The organism is Actinosynnema sp. NPDC059797 (assembly GCF_042732085.1).
In the GTDB taxonomy this organism is placed as follows: Bacteria; Actinomycetota; Actinomycetes; order Mycobacteriales; family Pseudonocardiaceae; genus Actinosynnema.
The window spans coordinates 16,198-30,641 of sequence record NZ_JBHWIE010000034.1 but is presented as its reverse complement, the minus strand read 5'-3'; the positions used below and the strand labels follow the sequence as shown (position 1 = coordinate 30,641).

Here is a 14,444-nt window from a genome sequence, read left to right as displayed (position 1 = left end):
GGCGGAACGGGTCGGGAGTGGGTGCGAAAGGCGTGCCCGAACCGCACCACCGCCGGGTCCGCGAGGTTCACCGGATCAACAGGGCATCGAGGTACCCCGACTGCTCGGCGTCCAGTGCGCCCGCCGCCAAGAGCCGCAACGGCCACAGCGCGTCCGCGCCCACCGCGACCGAACCCGAGACCTCCAGGATCGCGTGGAGCTGGGCCTCGCGGACCCGCGCGTCCACTTCGACCGCGGACGCCACCGCGAGCAACCGCACGATCGTGCCCGCCTCGTCCGGGCTGAACAGGCGCGACCAGTCACTCGCGTTCTCAGCGCCGGCCTCTCGCCCCTCAGGGGTCTCGGACAGGATCTTCCTGCCCAGCTCGACCACCTGCTCAACACCGACGGCCATCACACCCCCCGGGTCCTGCGCAGGCCGTGGAAGGTGCGTGGCGTTCGCCGCATCGGGCTGTGGTTCGGGCTGTTCGGGTTGTGCACCCGGTAAGTCTCACCCATCGCCGAGCCGGAGCCGTGCGGCAGCCGTTCACCACGCACGGATGTCGCACCCCTCCTGCAGATGTCCGGTGACCTCGACCGGTACGGCGTGGTTCCACCAGGGGATTCCTTGGGCTCCTCGACGCCGGCCTCCCCACCGAGGTCATCCGCGACCTGCTCCCCCGCGCGGAAGGGAAAGAACCGCGCCTCAACGGCTGCCCGACCCCGACCTCGATCCTGGCCAAGGCCATGCGGGACGTGCAGGACCGCATGGACGGGCTCGCCCACCACCGCGACGCCCTCGCCCGCTACCTGAAGGCGAGTGCGTCCTGGCCCGGGTTTCACTTCGGGTGGTGGGCGGCTCGACCCGCGGCTGCCGGCTACACCTGCTCGGTGTCGACCGTCGCCGCGGGCCGGCTGCCGGGCTGCTGGCGGTTCTCGAGCGTGATCCCGCACTTGCCGGCCAGCGCGACACCGGTGCCGATCGCCGTGACCACCGGGGCGGCCAGCACCGCGACCACCCCGAGGGCCACCGGCACCTCCAGCACCACGTCCTCCTTGCTGTCACGCACGACCACACGGCGGTTGATGCCCTCGCTGACCAGTCCGCGAACGGCGTTGACCACGGCGTCGACAGCGGCACCGGCGGACTCGGGCTTGGACTCGCTCATGACTCTCCTCGAACAGCTGGTGGTTGTTGACGACTCCAGCCTGCCCGAGATCGGGCACCCCGCCATCAGGGGTCTCCCTGACCCCCACCTGATTCACCCCTGACACCGCTCGGCACGACGATGCGCAGGACGGTGCGCACGACGATCCGGTGCGGTGCTACCAGACGGGCGTGCACTCCCCCTCGGCCAGGTTGCAGGCCTGCTGGTTGCCGAACCCGTCGACCGTGAGCCGGATGACCGGGTGGAAGCTGAGCCGCAGCTCACCGACCGGGGTGAGGACGACGGTCGAGAACGTCTTGGTGCCCCAGGTGACCGTCACGGTTTCGAGGAAGTTGTCGGAACTCCAGGACCGCTCGTCCCTGCGGCTCGGCGCGCCGCTCTGCTCCCACCGCGTGCCCGGGGTGATGATCGGGTCGCGGTCGTAGGCCGTGTACGCGAACACGGGCGCCGACGGGTAGTCGCTGTCCGCGGAGTAGCACCACTCGACGTGGAAGCCCCACTGGACGTGGATCGGCTCGGTGACCTCGCGGTACCCGTTCCGGTTGCCGTCCTCGAAGATGATGTACGTCGGGTCGAAGGACTCGCAGGTGACGGCGACCGGTGGGTTCGTCGGCTGCTTCGGCGGCCGCGTGGGAGGGCAGTTGCCGCCGATCTTGCAGGCGAGGCGCTGGGATTCGGTGGGTGAAGACACGGTGGCCACCGCGAAGTTCGACCCACTGCCCGGGTCGGCGGCGGCCGCCGTGCCCGGGTTGACCAGGCCGACCATCACGAGGGCCGTGACGGTCAAAGAAATCTGAACCGCACGTCTTGCGCTTCGGGAGATGCGCACTGTTCCTCCTGACCCGTAGGGCTGCTTCGGCGGGGCGACCGGGTGGTGGGTGTCGTCACCCCGTCCCGGTCCCGCCGCGTCCACCACCCTGCTCGGCCGGACGAACGAAAACCTGCGGTGAACCTGCAACCGCCGGCCCGCCACCCGCCCTCACCACATGGTCAGGCCGCCGTCGACGTTGAGCGTCTGGCCGGTGATGAAAGCGGCGTCGTCGGACGCGAGGAAGAAGACCGAACCGACGACGTCGTCCGGGACCTCGTCCCGGTGGAGGGAACGCAGGTCGCGCTGCATCGCCAGCAGGGGCTCGGGCAGGACCGCGACGGCCGCGGGGGTCACGACGAGCCCGGGGGTGACGAGGTTGACGGTGATCGGGTGGTCGTTGCCCAGCTCGCGGGCCAGGACTCGCGTCAGGCCCATGACACCGGCCTTCGCGGCGATGTAGTGCGCCTGCATCGGGACCCCGAAGAACATCCCGCCGGACCCGATGTTGATGATGCGCCCGCGCTCGCTCCGCTTGATCAGCGGGAGGAGCGCCTGGACGGTGTAGAAGGTGCCGCTGAGGTTGACCTCGACGACCCGGCGCCACTCCTCGCCCGTGATCTCCTCGACGGGCGTCTGGGGGAAGTGCCCGGCAGCGTTGACCAGGACGTCGACGGTGCCCAGCCGTTGCCGCGCCGCTTCCGCCAGTTCGGCCAGGCTCGCCTCGTCGGAGACGTCGGCGGGGAAGGTGTGCAGCGACGGGTTCGGGCCGTCGGAGTCCCAGCGGGTGCGCCACTCGTCGAGCGCCCCCTGGCGCAGGTCACTGGCGAGGACGGTGTCACCGTTCCGCAGGAACCGGTTGGTGATCTCGGAGCCGATGCCGCCGGCCGCCCCGGTGATCACGACGTTGCGCGCGGTGGTCATGTCTGTTTTCCCTCCGGTAGTGGTGGTGTACCCGCGTCACGCGGTCGTCGGCGGCGTGGTCATCGCGCCTCGCCGCCAGACGGCGCGCGTCGCGAGGGTGTCGGAGATGGCGCTGGTGGGGTCGCCGTCGACCAGGAGCAGGTCGGCCCTGGCGCCCCGCCGGATCACGCCGCGGTCGTCGAGCCCGAAGGCACGGGCGGGGCTGGACGTGGCGGCGCGCAGTGCCGCGACGTTCGACAGGCCCGCCTCGACCAGGAGCTGCAGCTCGTGGTGCAGGCTCGCGCCCTGGGCCAGTCCGCCGTGCTCCTCCTCGGCCCGCGCCGCGTCGGTCCCGGCGATGATGCGCACGCCGGCGCGGTGGAGCGCTTCCACCGCCTGCTGCGAGAACCGGTAGTCCCCCTCGGGATAGGTGTTGAAGGAGCTGCGCAGCGCTCGCAGCCACTCCTCGCCCAGGCGCGACGAGACGCGGCTGTCGGCCGCCAGGTCCGCGCCGGTCGTGCCCGTGATGGACCGGTTCAGCACCAGGCAGGGGATGACGAACACGCCGGCCCGCGCGATGGCGTCGACGATCTCGTCGGTCGGCGCCCGGTCGAGGAAGAGGTGGGCGAGCCCGTCGACGCCGACCCGGAGCATCTCCACCGTGGCGTCGTAGGTGAGCGCGTGGGCGACGACGAGCTTGCCGTGGCCGTGGGCTTCCCGGACCGCGGCGGCGAACACGTCCTCGCCGAGCTCCGGCAGACCGGGCGCGTTGAGCACGGTGCCTTCCTCGGCCAGCAGCTTGATGAAGTCGGAACCCTCTCGCACGCGCTGGGCGATGAACGCCGGCAGCTCGTCGGGGTCCGCGAGGCCGGGCATGGGCGCCGCTTCGGGGTGACGGCTGCCGTCCGGTCCGATCAGCTCCTCCACCGGGACGAACAGCTCGTTCGGGTGCCCGCAGACGGCGGTGAGCGGGAGGCCCGCCGACCTGATGTCGGCCAGCCGGTCGTCACCGGCGATCCGGGCCCGGTCCTCGGGGCCGCGCGGCGGTCCGCCCATCTCCACGACGGTGGTCACGCCGAACCTCACCGCTTGGGCGAGGCCGTCGTCATCGGGGTGGACGTGGGCGTCGATGAGGCCCGGCAGGAGCGTGCCGCCGGCACCGTCCACGACCGTGGCCCCCGCCGGCGGGGAACCGTGGCCGACATCGGTGATCACGCCGTCCGAGAACGCCACCATGGAGGCGTCGACGACCGATTCGCCGTCGAACACCTTCACGTTGCGGACGGCATAGCTCCTGTTGGTCATGACGACGTACCTCGGCTTTCGACCCGCGGCTTGACGAACCAGGTTGTGTACGACCATACACATCATGTGGTTGGTCGTACACATCTTGTTCGGGCCATCCGTCACCTCGGCAGACGCGCAGGCGACCGACAGGGTGATCAGCTCCGCGCCGGCGGCAGATCCGTGTAGACTCGCGCCTTTGTGTCTGCCCATACACATGAGTCGGGAGCGGCCGTGGGACCTGCGGAGGGCAAGCAACCACCCCGCCCCCGGAACGCGGCCGCCACGCGGGAACGGCTCCTGAAGGCCGCAGCCCCGTTGTTCGCGCGCAACGGGTACGAAGCGACCACGGTCGCCCAGGTCGCCCAGGCCGCCGGCTGCTCGCCGAACCTGGTGACCCGCTACTTCGGCGGCAAGGAGGGCCTGTTCCTCGCGGCGATGGAAACCCGGCTGAACCTGGACTCGACGTTGCCGGGCAGCATCGACGACCTCGGCCGGCGGCTGGCCGACCGGATCGTCGACCGCTGGGAGCGGCAGGGCGACGCCGACCCCCTGCTGGCCCTGCTGCGCTCGGCCTCGTCCCGCCCGGCGGCACTGGGCGAGTTCCTCGAGCAGGAAGCGACCGCACCCCTGACCAGGGCGCTGATGTCCTGGGGGTTCTCCGACCACCAGGCGGTCGACACGGCGAACGCGATCCAGTCCTTCATCCTCGGCACCGTCGTGACCCGCAGGATGCTGCACACGGGCGCGGTCGCCGCCGCCACCGGCCCGCAACTGCGCGGCTGGCTGGCCGACGTCCTCCAGCACCTCGTCGACGAGGGCGCGGCGGCCGACTCACCTCGCCTCCCCACGGCACCCCGACCCGCAGGTCAGTCCACGTAGCCGACTCGTGAGACCCCACCGGCCGCCGGGTCGGGCTCCCGCGGAGCGGGGGGTCCGCTGTCCGCGGCGTGGTCCCGGGCCATGAGTTCCGCCGTGAGTTCCACGCAGCGGATCCGGGCGGGCGAGAAGCCGTAGGGCATCTTCGTGACCGCTTCGGAGACGCTCATCCCCGCGGGCTCCTCACCCGTCAGGTCGGCGTCGTAGGTCTCGAACAGCTCCTGCTCGTCGCGGTCCAGCCCGTCCGCTTCGATGGCCTTCTCCACAGCTCTGTGGTGGGCGTGTCGCCGTGCGGCGAGTTCTTCGACGCGGGGGTCCCGGGGATCGACGCCGGCGTCGAGAGCGACCTCGGCGGCATCCAGGCGGTCGTCCTCGGCACGCAGTTCGGGGTGGGTGGCCAGCACGATGAACACGCTCGCTTGGACGGCGGCGCCCAGCGGGCCGAAGACCCGCTCCGTGACCAGCAGGGCGTCCAGGTCGGAGCGGCGCAGCGCGCCCGGGGGCAGGTGGCCGAGCCGGTCCGTCACCAGTTCGGAGAGCAGCCCGAGCGGACTGCCCACGGCCCGCAAGCGCTGGACGACGGCCCGCTGGCGCTTGATGCCGGCCTCCTTGGCGGCCAGGGCCTCCTCCAGTCGCCCCAGGCCCTCCTCGACGTCCCGGTTCTCGTCGAAGGCGGCCCGCATGTCGTCCAGGCTGATACCGGCCTCCGCCATCCTGCGGATCCACAACAAGCGGATCATGTCGTCATAGCCGTAACGGCGGCGTCCGTCCGCGCCCCGCTCGGGCTCCGGCAGCAGACCGATCTCGTGGTAGTGGCGGATCGCGCGCGGGGTCGTCCCGGCGAACGCGGCCGCATCACCGATCTTGACCCGCTGGGGAGGCGTGAAGGAGGGGTGCATCGCGGAGGGGGCCTTTCGTGCCGTGGTACCCCCACGACATCACATGCCGCTACGGCACGTGCAACACCACCCGGTCGCTGACACAAGCCGCGCTCGGGCCACCGAGGACCCTCCACGGTGTTGTCGAACTTGTTCGTTCGAGAGGCGAACCGAATTTGCTCTGCAGGGTGACCAGCTCCGCGTCGGTCAGCCGGGGCCGCAGGCCGACCCGTGGTCGCCACACCGACACCCTCCCCCCACGTTTCCGGGTGTCCACCCCTTGCGCTTGCCCATCCAGCCGGACCTGCCCTCGACGCAGTCCTCGAACTCGACGTCGCTGATCCCGTCGCCGCCGATCCCGGCCAACACCGAGACGACCTCGATGTCGGGCTCGTGGCTGAACTTCACCCGGAGCGGGTGGCCCGCGTGGTCGGCGACGAACTTCCAGAGCGCTTTGGTGAGCAGGGGTTCGCGGAGTTCGCGTCGTACCCCTCGCCCACCAGGTGGAAGCGTTCGACGCTGCCGTCCTCGCGGCGCACCGGCTTCCCGAGCGGGATGAGCACGCGGCAGGGCGGGCAGGTGAGAGGGGGACGGCCTCTCCCCAGGTGGTGGACCGGAGTTCGGCCGGATGACGGAATTCCAGCGCAGGATCGACGACCGCGAAAGTTTGCGCTGGTCGTTGGCCCGTGCGGCGGTCCCGCCCGCCGAAAACCCCCTGCCAGTATCGGTGCCCGAGGTTTTCCGGCCTGTCGGGAGGAGCCCGTGGGCGAGGAACGATCGCTGTTCACTCGTGTGACTTCCCTCTTCGCGACGCTCGTGGGCGTGCTGGGCCTGCTGGTCGTCGTGAACGCGCCGGCCGCGTCAGCCGCGTCGGGCGACTTCTCGATCAAGATGTACGACCACGCCTGGTGCATCGAGGTCCCGAACGGCTCCACGGCCAACGGCGTCGCGCTCTACACGGCCTCGTGCACGGCGGCGGCCAACCAGCGCTGGACCTTCACCCCCGACTCGACCGGCACGTGGGGCGAGTACCGGAACGTGGCGACCGGCAAGTGCATGGACGTCAGGGGCGGCAGCCACTCGTACGACGCGGTCATCCAGCAGTACGCGTGCAATGGCGGCAACTCGCAGAAGTTCTGGCAGCAGAACGCCTTCCTGCGCACCCGGATGGACCGGATGGCCCGGATGTGCGTCACGGCGACCAACATCTACGCCCCGACCGACCTCCGGCAGTGGGGCTGCGGGACGGTGCCTTACAACACCGCGTGGATCGCCGTCCCCTGAGCCCCAACCCACTGGCGACGGCTCACGACGCGTCGGCCGGGGGCCCGGGACAGGACTCCCAGGTCGACCGGCCCACGGCGGCCTCCAGCAGGCGGCCTCAGTCGTCCACGGCGAGACCGAGCCGGCTCGGGCGAGCAGGTCCAGAACCCGGCGGGTGCGGCGACCTCCTCCGGGGGTGAAGACGGCGTTGATGGTCGCGATCCGTGCCGGGGCGATGGCGGTGCGGGCACGGAAGCCCTGGCGCAGCAGGCGCTGCGTGGGCCCAGCCGGCGTCGAGGTGTCGCGGACGGCGGTGTCCACGCCGCGCTGGTTTGTCGGGCTGGTCGCCGGACACGTAGAGGTAGCTGCGGGAGGTCATGCGCCGACGCCCTCGCCCGCCTCCAGCACGCGGTTGCCGCAGCTTCGCCCGGACCGACTACCTCAACCCGCTGACCGCCGCCCACCACCAGCTCGACGGGCCGACCGTGCTCGTGTGGGACAACCTTCCCACCCACCGGTCCGAGCAGACGCCGTCGTTCATCGACAGCGCGGACTGACTGACCGTCTACCGGCTTCCCGCCTACGCACCCGCGCAACCCGGTCGAGGGGATCTGGTCGGTGCTGCGGCGCCACTGGTCGTCCAACATCGCGTTCACCACCGTCGACCATCTCGTTCGGAAGATCCGGCAGGGCCTACGCAAGATCTAGTACCGCAGCGACCTCATCAACGGCTGCCCTGCCGGTACCGGGCTCCAACGGCTGTTCCTTCGGTCGGGTGAGGTGGTGGGTCGACTCCGCCTTGAGCCGGGCGGCCACCTGCCGTCGAGAACGACGGAGTCCGGCCCGTCGCGGAACTTGACGAGGCCGGCGATCTGCTGCCCTTCATGGCGAGACGAATCGGTGTCCGGGTTGTCATCGCGGTCCAAAAGGCGCCCGCGGTGTATGGCCTGCGGAACCCGCTGCCCCGGACAAGGGCACACCAGCGACGATCAGTGAGGGAGTTCGGCACGGCATGGGTGGAGAAGCACGTTCCGGCTGGCGGGTCCGTTACAACACCCCGACAGCGCCCTGGCTTCCGCGACCGGGTTCACCAACCGGTACACCACTCCTGACCGGGTCCGTGACATCGAGCCCGACCTGCGCCGCACCAACCTCCGCCGCCGCACCTGGCCACCCATCATCGGCGGCGACACCCGAGACGGGAGCCACGGGCGCTGCCCGGCTCACACTTCCATGACCTACGCCACACCCACAAAACCCTGGCTCATCGCTGGACGGCTCCGGCGGCGATGGGAGCAATCGGAGGCGACCCCTACCCCGGACAGGGGGTGACGACATACGGCGGTGTTGATCACACCAAGATCGTTTGCTCCCAATCTGCCCTCACGACAGCCAAAAAGCCGATCAGTGAAGATCACTGACCGGCTCCCTGACCTGCATGTATAACTGGTGGACGATACCGGGTTTGAACCAGTGCCCCTACCGTGACAAACGTAGATCAACAGCTATCCTGACCTGCAGGAAATAACACTCCACCGCATGCGGTGGGCGCATTTGAACGCAGCCTGGAGCAGTCCGGCAACGTTTAACGCGGCCAGCGGCTCCCAATCCGCTCCCACAGCAGTGCTCCCACGACGCACACGACACCCGACACCCCGCCGACGAACCGTCCACCGCGGTCCTCGCTGTCCCTGGTCAGCGCTGCGCCCGCAGCGCTGCGCCCACCGCCGGTGCTGTGGATCGCACGGCTATCCGGTTCCACTGGGTGGTTCCCGGTTCTCCGGGGAGCCTCTGTCGTTGAGGTCGCCGTCGGTGACAGGCAGTGCCGGGCGCCGAATTCGCCGTTGCCGTAGTTGTGAGGCGCGGTGATGTCGGCCTTGCCGGTACTGAGACCGGCAACGATTCGCCCCGCGCCTCGCCGAGGACTTCGTCATGGGAGTGGGAGGCGTACTGCTCATGTGTTCGCCGCTTCGTACGCCTTGATCACATCATTGGGCACGCGGCCCCGCTCCTTGACCTGGAACCCGTTCTGACGTGCCCACGTCCGCACGGCCGTCAGGTCCTGTGCGGGAGTGGGACGAGCGGGGTGAGCCGGTGCGACCTCGTCCAGGGCCGTGCCCTCGCGGATGGCGGCACGCACTTCCTCGGGATCACGGGTCGGCTTCAGCACCGCCGGCGTCACCAGTTCCGACACGGTCAGGTTGTCCAGGCGCAAGTCCGCCGCTATCCGACCGATGTGGGTGTGGTGGCTCAGCACGATGATCTGCCACCGCTCCGCCAACCTGGACATCACTCGGATGGCCGCCGCGGCGCGTACGTCGTCGAACGTCATCAGCACGTCGTCGAGGACGACCGGCAGCGCGGGCAGACCGCGGGCGACGCGGCTCTCCTGCAACGACGCGATGCCCGCGAGCCGGAGCGCGAGGAACGCCTGGTCCGCCGTTCCCTCCGACAACTCGTCGAAAGCGTGCGCTTGTTCGTCCGCTCCCACGATGCGCAGCGATCGCCCGTCCTTGCCGTGGAGAGGCCGCAGCGCGACGTATCGCCCGTCGGTCAGCTCTTCGAGGATGCGGCCCGCCGCGTCGAGCAGCGGCGAGGCGTGCTTGCGCTCGTACGCGTCCAACTCGTCCCGCAGGATCGTCCGCTGGATCTCGACGACCAGGTACTCCTCGACGTGCTCGGCCAGTGCGGCCAGCTTCTCTTCGGCCCTGGCGTGCAGCTCCGCCGCTCCGGGACGCGTGGTCAACTCCTGGTACTGCTGGCTGAACCGGACGTGATCCGCCATCGCCTGCTCGTGGGCTTCGCCCGCCGCCCTGGCGAGTCGTTCGGCCGACTCCGCCTCGAAGTCCAGCGACTCGGTGTCGGCCTGCGCCAGGTCGGACACCAACTGCTCGACGTCGAGGTCCGGAAGAGCCGACCTGATGACCCCGGTGTGCCTGGCGGCCTGTTCCTCGAGATCGGCGAGGAGTCGGCCCCGGCCCGCCGCCTGGTCCAGGTCGTCGGTACCGGCGCGGTGTTCGAGGGTCGCCAGCTCGTCGAGAGCGGGCTGCCGCTGTCGCTCGATGTCCTGGATCCTCGTCTCCAGAGCGGTCAGCTGGTCGTCGAAGTCGTCCGACCTGGTCTTGGCCTGCTGCGCGGACAGCAGGCGGTCGGACAGCAGGGCGGTGGTCTCGGTGTGGTCGGCGACCACGTCGGTGCCCAGCAGAGCTGCCACGCGGGAGAGTTCCTCGACGAACCCCTGGTGGCGCCCGTGGAGCCTATGAGCCTCTTCGCGGCGTTGGTTCGCCTCGGTGTGGAGGGCACGGGCCTGGTCCACGACGTCTCGTCGTCGGTACCACCCCACCGGTTCCACCACGGGCAGACCGATGACGTCGAGGGTGTGCTTCCACTTCGCGTCGGCCGAGTCGCGCCTTGCCAGCGCCTGGTCGCGGCTGGTCTGCGCGGTTTCCCGCAGCTCTCGCATCCGCTTCGCCACAGCGCGTGATTCCCGCGCCTCGCCGTCCTCGGCGAGCAATTTCTCGGCAGCAGTCAGCGAGCTGTCCAGATCGGCGCCAGGACGGGGACGTCCGGCTCGTGCGAGCAGCTCGGCCAGGTAGGCGCGCTGTCGCTCGACCTGGGGACGCAGGTCCTCTGCGAGATCCCGTGCCGCCCGAGCCCTGCCCTCGGCGGCCAGTGCGTCGAGCAGCAGTGCTCGGTGTGCCACTGCCTCCGCGGGCGGGGGCGCGGGCACACCCGCCTGCTGCCACACGGCCGTCCAGTCCTGCCGCGCCGCGGCCAGCTCGGACACCGCGGTGTCGAACGCCTCGGCCGCCTCGGCGGCCTCGGCTCCGGCCGCCGCGGCCTGGACGACCAGGCCGGCTCGTGCCGCGGCTGCCTCTCGGTGCTCGGAGAGCAGGTCGGCCACGCGGTCGGCTTGCCGGATGGCGCGCTCTGCCTCCACTGGCAGGTTCGGTGCGTCCGACGCGGGAACGCCTGCCACCCACGCCCGCACGACGTCGTCGACGAGCTTGTCCCGCTCGGTGCGCGCGTCCACCACTGCGGCGGGGTCGGGGACCCCGCCGTCGCCATTCGTGCGCAACCGCTGTTCGAGGTCGCCGGCCCGCTGGGCCGCGGTCGCCGATGCGGCACGCGCGTCACGCACCGTTCCCTCGCACGCGACGAGCCGGTCACCGCTGGTCTTGACCGTGTCCAGCGACGGGACCGCGCCGAGGTCCGTGCGGACGGGAAGACCTGCTCGGGTGAGCAGTTCGGCGTGCTCCGTGGTTGCCCGGTGCGCCGCGTTCAGCGCTTCGCCGAATGCCGTCGACGCCGAGCCCGGCGCCTTCAGGGAGTCGAGTGCCTCCCGCAGGGCCGCGACGTGTTCCGGAGGTGCCGCGGTCGGGTCGGCGCTGTCGGCGGTTTCCCGCTCCAAGGCGTCGGCCAGCTTGTCCTCGGACGCGGACAGTACCGCGTTCGCGTGGTCGAGGTCCGACGCGACGGTGTCGAGTTCGGCGACGCGGTCCTCACCGAGCCACAGCCGGGACAGCGCCTCTTCGACCGACAGGTCGGCGGCGCTGGTGAGGCTGATGAGCCGCTCCAGCGCATCGGCGTCCAACCGGTCCGCTTTGGCCAAGGACTCCTCGGCGTTGGCCGCGTCCTGGACCCGTGCCGTGCACTCGCGTCCCAGCAGGGTGATCGCCGACTGCTCGGCCAGGACGTCGTGCTCGACGGTGATCGCCGCCGACTGCCGGCCCACCTCCTCCCGCTGTCGCACGACGTCCGCCATGTCGTCGTCGAGCGATTGGAGGCGCTGGGTCACGTCGTCCCAGACCGCGAGGTCGTCGCCCACCAGGCATGGCCCGGCGGCGCGCAGCTCGGCTGCGCGGGCTCGCACGTGTGCCAGGTCCCGGACGTCTCCGGCAACCCTGAGCTTCGCGCTCCACGTGTCGTGCTCGGACTTGGCGCGCTCCGCCTCGGCGCGTCGCAGGGCGAGATCACCCGCGGCACGTTCCAGGGCCGCCCGCACATCCATCACCTGGTGCGCGCGGGCCATCGCCTGCTCTGCTTCGGCCACGGCGTCCTGGTACTCGGTGAGTGCCCGGCGCGCCTCGACGTTCCTGTTGTTGCGGTGGCTCTTGTAGAGCGCGTCGGCCCGGGCCGACAGGTCTTCGAGGATGCCGTGGACGGAGTGCCCGCTGCGGGCCTGGAAGATCAGCGACGCGAGGTCGCCCTTCGCCTGGCACAGATCACGTCCACCGGCGCGCAGGGCTTCGTGCGACAACCCGAACGAGGTCTTCCACAGGGCGCGGTCGTCCCCGTCACCCTGCCACACCGCCGTGATGCCGGCGCCCGTCGCGGTGTTGCTCAAGCCGCTCGCGACCCGTTCGACGCGCAGTTCCACCTCGTCCGGCAAGAGCAGGGTGGCGCCCAGCACGAGTGCCTGCCTGCTGAAGCGGAAGCTGCGCGACGAGTGCAGCGGGATCGACCACAGCAAGTCGGCCAGGGCGTCGAGGGTCGTGCTCTTGCCGGTCTCGTTGCCTCCCAGGACGAGGCTCAGGCCGGTGCCGAACTCGACGGACCTGTCCTCGAAGGCCCCGTAGCGGACGAGTTCGAGCGTTCTGACGCGCATCAGTCCACCTCGGAGGACATCTTGGCCACCAGGTCGTCCAGGGCCGTGGTGGTGATCCCGCGCAGGACGTCGTCGTCGCGCAGGTCGAGCAGACCGCCCCGGCGCAGTTCGAGCCCGAAGTCGCGGTCCGGCAACTTCGCCATGTCGCGGACGGGGCCGAGGTCCTCGGTCAACTCCCGAGCCCGACGGCGGACCGCGTCTAGCAACCGGTCGTCGACCCTGCTCCCGGCTCGTGGCGCCCGCGCCCGCGAGACGGCTCTCTCGACCGTGACCCCGACGCGTTCCGCGAGTGAGCGCACCGCCTCGGTCAACCGGACCCGGTCGCTCAACGCGCCGGCCGCCGCGGTTTCGCCGGTGATCGTGATGCGGGCCAGTAGCGGGCGGTCACCCGTCATCGCCCGTTCTTCGGCCAGTCGGCGCTCCACCGAGTCGAAGACGTCCTCGATCGACCGCAGGCCGGTGGCGTCGACCTCGACCGCGCCCCACCGGGCCACGTCCAGCGGTTCGAAGGACAGGGCCGCCTCCTGGTCGACGGCCAGGTCCACGACCAAGGCGCCTTTCGGGCCGGTCTCGTTCACGTGCCTGCCCTGGAGGTTGCCCGAGAACGCCGCCACCCGGTGGCCCCGGTTCACCACTCGTCGGGTGTGCACGTGCCCCAGCGCGAAGTACTCGTAGTCCTTCCGCTCCAGATCCGCCGGTGAGCAGGGGGCGTACTTCGCGTGCCCCTCCGCTCCCGAGACCGCGGTGTGCAGGATGCCGACGTTCACCAGGCCGTCGACCCGGTCGGGATAGGACAGCACCAGGTTGTCCTCGACCGCCTTCGACGCGAACCCCTGGCCGTGGACCGCCAAGCCCAAGTCGTCGACGACGATCCGCTGCGCCTCGTCGGTGCTCATCACCGCGACGTTGCCGGGCAGGGGGACGGCTTTGGTGACGACGCTGGCGGCGTCGTGGTTGCCGGCGACCATGAAGACACGCACCCCATGCTGGTCCAGGACGTCCATCTGCCGGGCGAAGAACTGCCCCGTGGCGTAGTCCTTCCAGTCACCGTCGTAGATGTCCCCGGCCAGCACGAGCGCGTGGGCGCCCTTGTCGACGACCAACCTCACCAGGTTCTCCATCGCGCGCCGCGACGCCGACCGCAGCCGCTGGGCGAGGTCGTCGTCGGCGAACCTGCTGAGCCCGCGCAGGGGGCTGTCGAGGTGGATGTCGGCCGCGTGCACGATCCGCACCCCGGTCACCGCTGGGCGCTCCGGTGCTGCGGTCGGGTCTCGGGTGGCGGTGCCAAGTGGTGATCAAGCAAGAGCGTCATGGCCCGCACATCGCGGCCGTCCGCCGTAGCGCTACACCGACCGTTCACACTATCGAGTGAGTAACCCTCGCGTACGGACCCTTTACTGCGACAAGGCGATAGCGTCACTCGCATAGTTCACCCGTTCGGTCGCTAACACGACGCGGATCTGACACGACGTAGCCGCTGTCACCGTTTCGAAAGACCGTTCTTGCACGGACGGCGCAATACCCGAGGAGGCCGCGTGGGGCTGTTGGACCGGCTGCGGCAGAGGTTCGGGGGCGGAGCCGCCATGACCGCGCCACCGCGGCCCGCACCGCAGTACCCGCCGCCCGCACCACCGCCGGTCTTCGCGCCGTACCCGCAGCCCGTTCCGCCACCA

12 protein-coding genes are annotated in these 14,444 nt (G+C 70.5%); 3 read left to right on the top strand and 9 right to left on the bottom strand.

The window, feature by feature from the left end; translation table 11 throughout:
• Positions 1-67 precede the first annotated feature (67 nt).
• From ACFV4N_RS12400 to ACFV4N_RS12380, 5 genes are all read right to left on the bottom strand, one after another.
• A complete protein-coding gene (locus tag ACFV4N_RS12400; RefSeq protein ID WP_499672586.1) occupies positions 68-394 on the bottom strand; it encodes a hypothetical protein in 327 nt (108 codons plus the stop codon).
• Positions 395-857: 463 nt separating this feature from the next.
• Positions 858-1,148 (bottom strand): DUF4342 domain-containing protein, encoded by a 291-nt coding sequence (locus tag ACFV4N_RS12395; protein ID WP_499672585.1) that lies wholly within the window; start codon positions 1,146-1,148, stop codon positions 858-860.
• 157 nt (positions 1,149-1,305) lie between these two features.
• Positions 1,306-1,935 carry a hypothetical protein gene (locus tag ACFV4N_RS12390; RefSeq protein WP_499672584.1) on the bottom strand — a complete coding sequence of 210 codons (630 nt, stop codon included), beginning with the start codon at positions 1,933-1,935 and terminating at the stop codon, positions 1,306-1,308.
• 192 nt (positions 1,936-2,127) lie between these two features.
• A complete protein-coding gene (locus tag ACFV4N_RS12385) occupies positions 2,128-2,880 on the bottom strand; it encodes an SDR family NAD(P)-dependent oxidoreductase (RefSeq protein WP_499672583.1) in 753 nt (250 codons plus the stop codon).
• A gap of 36 nt (positions 2,881-2,916) precedes the next feature.
• The gene (locus tag ACFV4N_RS12380) at positions 2,917-4,164 is read right to left on the bottom strand and encodes an amidohydrolase family protein (protein ID WP_499672582.1); all 1,248 of its coding nucleotides are present in this window, start codon (positions 4,162-4,164) and stop codon (positions 2,917-2,919) included.
• A 213-nt stretch (positions 4,165-4,377) separates the two neighbouring features.
• On the opposite strand from ACFV4N_RS12380, the gene ACFV4N_RS12375 reads away from it, so the two are divergent.
• Positions 4,378-5,025, top strand: coding sequence for a TetR/AcrR family transcriptional regulator (locus ACFV4N_RS12375; protein WP_499672581.1), 648 nt, complete (start codon positions 4,378-4,380; stop codon positions 5,023-5,025).
• Here the strand turns inward: ACFV4N_RS12375 and ACFV4N_RS12370 are convergent.
• The gene (locus ACFV4N_RS12370; protein WP_499672580.1) at positions 5,013-5,921 is read right to left on the bottom strand and encodes a MerR family transcriptional regulator; all 909 of its coding nucleotides are present in this window, start codon (positions 5,919-5,921) and stop codon (positions 5,013-5,015) included. The two genes, ACFV4N_RS12375 and ACFV4N_RS12370, sit on opposite strands and share 13 nt — an antisense overlap.
• A 186-nt stretch (positions 5,922-6,107) precedes the next feature.
• Positions 6,108-6,308 carry a hypothetical protein gene (locus tag ACFV4N_RS12365; RefSeq protein ID WP_499672579.1) on the bottom strand — a complete coding sequence of 67 codons (201 nt, stop codon included), beginning with the start codon at positions 6,306-6,308 and terminating at the stop codon, positions 6,108-6,110.
• Between the two features lie 384 nt (positions 6,309-6,692).
• Here ACFV4N_RS12365 and ACFV4N_RS12360 point away from each other — a divergent pair, with 384 nt between their 5' ends.
• On the top strand, positions 6,693-7,184 hold the full coding sequence (locus ACFV4N_RS12360; RefSeq protein WP_499672578.1) for an RICIN domain-containing protein: 492 nt from the start codon (positions 6,693-6,695) through the stop codon (positions 7,182-7,184).
• Positions 7,185-7,540: 356 nt separating this feature from the next.
• The gene (locus tag ACFV4N_RS12355) at positions 7,541-7,720 is read left to right on the top strand and encodes a hypothetical protein (RefSeq protein WP_499672577.1); all 180 of its coding nucleotides are present in this window, start codon (positions 7,541-7,543) and stop codon (positions 7,718-7,720) included.
• Between the two features lie 1,397 nt (positions 7,721-9,117).
• Here ACFV4N_RS12355 and ACFV4N_RS12350 read toward each other — a convergent pair.
• Positions 9,118-12,771, bottom strand: a complete 3,654-nt coding sequence (locus tag ACFV4N_RS12350; RefSeq protein ID WP_499672576.1) for an AAA family ATPase — start codon at positions 12,769-12,771, stop codon at positions 9,118-9,120.
• A complete protein-coding gene (locus ACFV4N_RS12345; RefSeq protein ID WP_499672575.1) occupies positions 12,771-14,003 on the bottom strand; it encodes a metallophosphoesterase family protein in 1,233 nt (410 codons plus the stop codon). Before ACFV4N_RS12345 ends, ACFV4N_RS12350 begins: the two co-directional genes overlap by 1 nt.
• Positions 14,004-14,444: the final 441 nt, after the last annotated feature.

What these genes read in the sequence shown, in the direction of transcription:
- ACFV4N_RS12400 (WP_499672586.1), bottom strand. Translation starts at nt 394, where the DNA reads ATGGCCGTCGGTGTTGAGCAGGTGGTCGAGCTGGGCAGGAAGATCCTG.
- ACFV4N_RS12395 (WP_499672585.1), bottom strand. Translation starts at nt 1,148, where the DNA reads ATGAGCGAGTCCAAGCCCGAGTCCGCCGGTGCCGCTGTCGACGCCGTG.
- ACFV4N_RS12385 (WP_499672583.1), bottom strand. Translation starts at nt 2,880, where the DNA reads ATGACCACCGCGCGCAACGTCGTGATCACCGGGGCGGCCGGCGGCATC.
- ACFV4N_RS12380 (WP_499672582.1), bottom strand. Translation starts at nt 4,164, where the DNA reads ATGACCAACAGGAGCTATGCCGTCCGCAACGTGAAGGTGTTCGACGGC.
- ACFV4N_RS12370 (WP_499672580.1), bottom strand. Translation starts at nt 5,921, where the DNA reads ATGCACCCCTCCTTCACGCCTCCCCAGCGGGTCAAGATCGGTGATGCG.
- ACFV4N_RS12355 (WP_499672577.1), top strand. Translation starts at nt 7,541, where the DNA reads ATGCGCCGACGCCCTCGCCCGCCTCCAGCACGCGGTTGCCGCAGCTTC.
- ACFV4N_RS12350 (WP_499672576.1), bottom strand. Translation starts at nt 12,771, where the DNA reads ATGCGCGTCAGAACGCTCGAACTCGTCCGCTACGGGGCCTTCGAGGAC.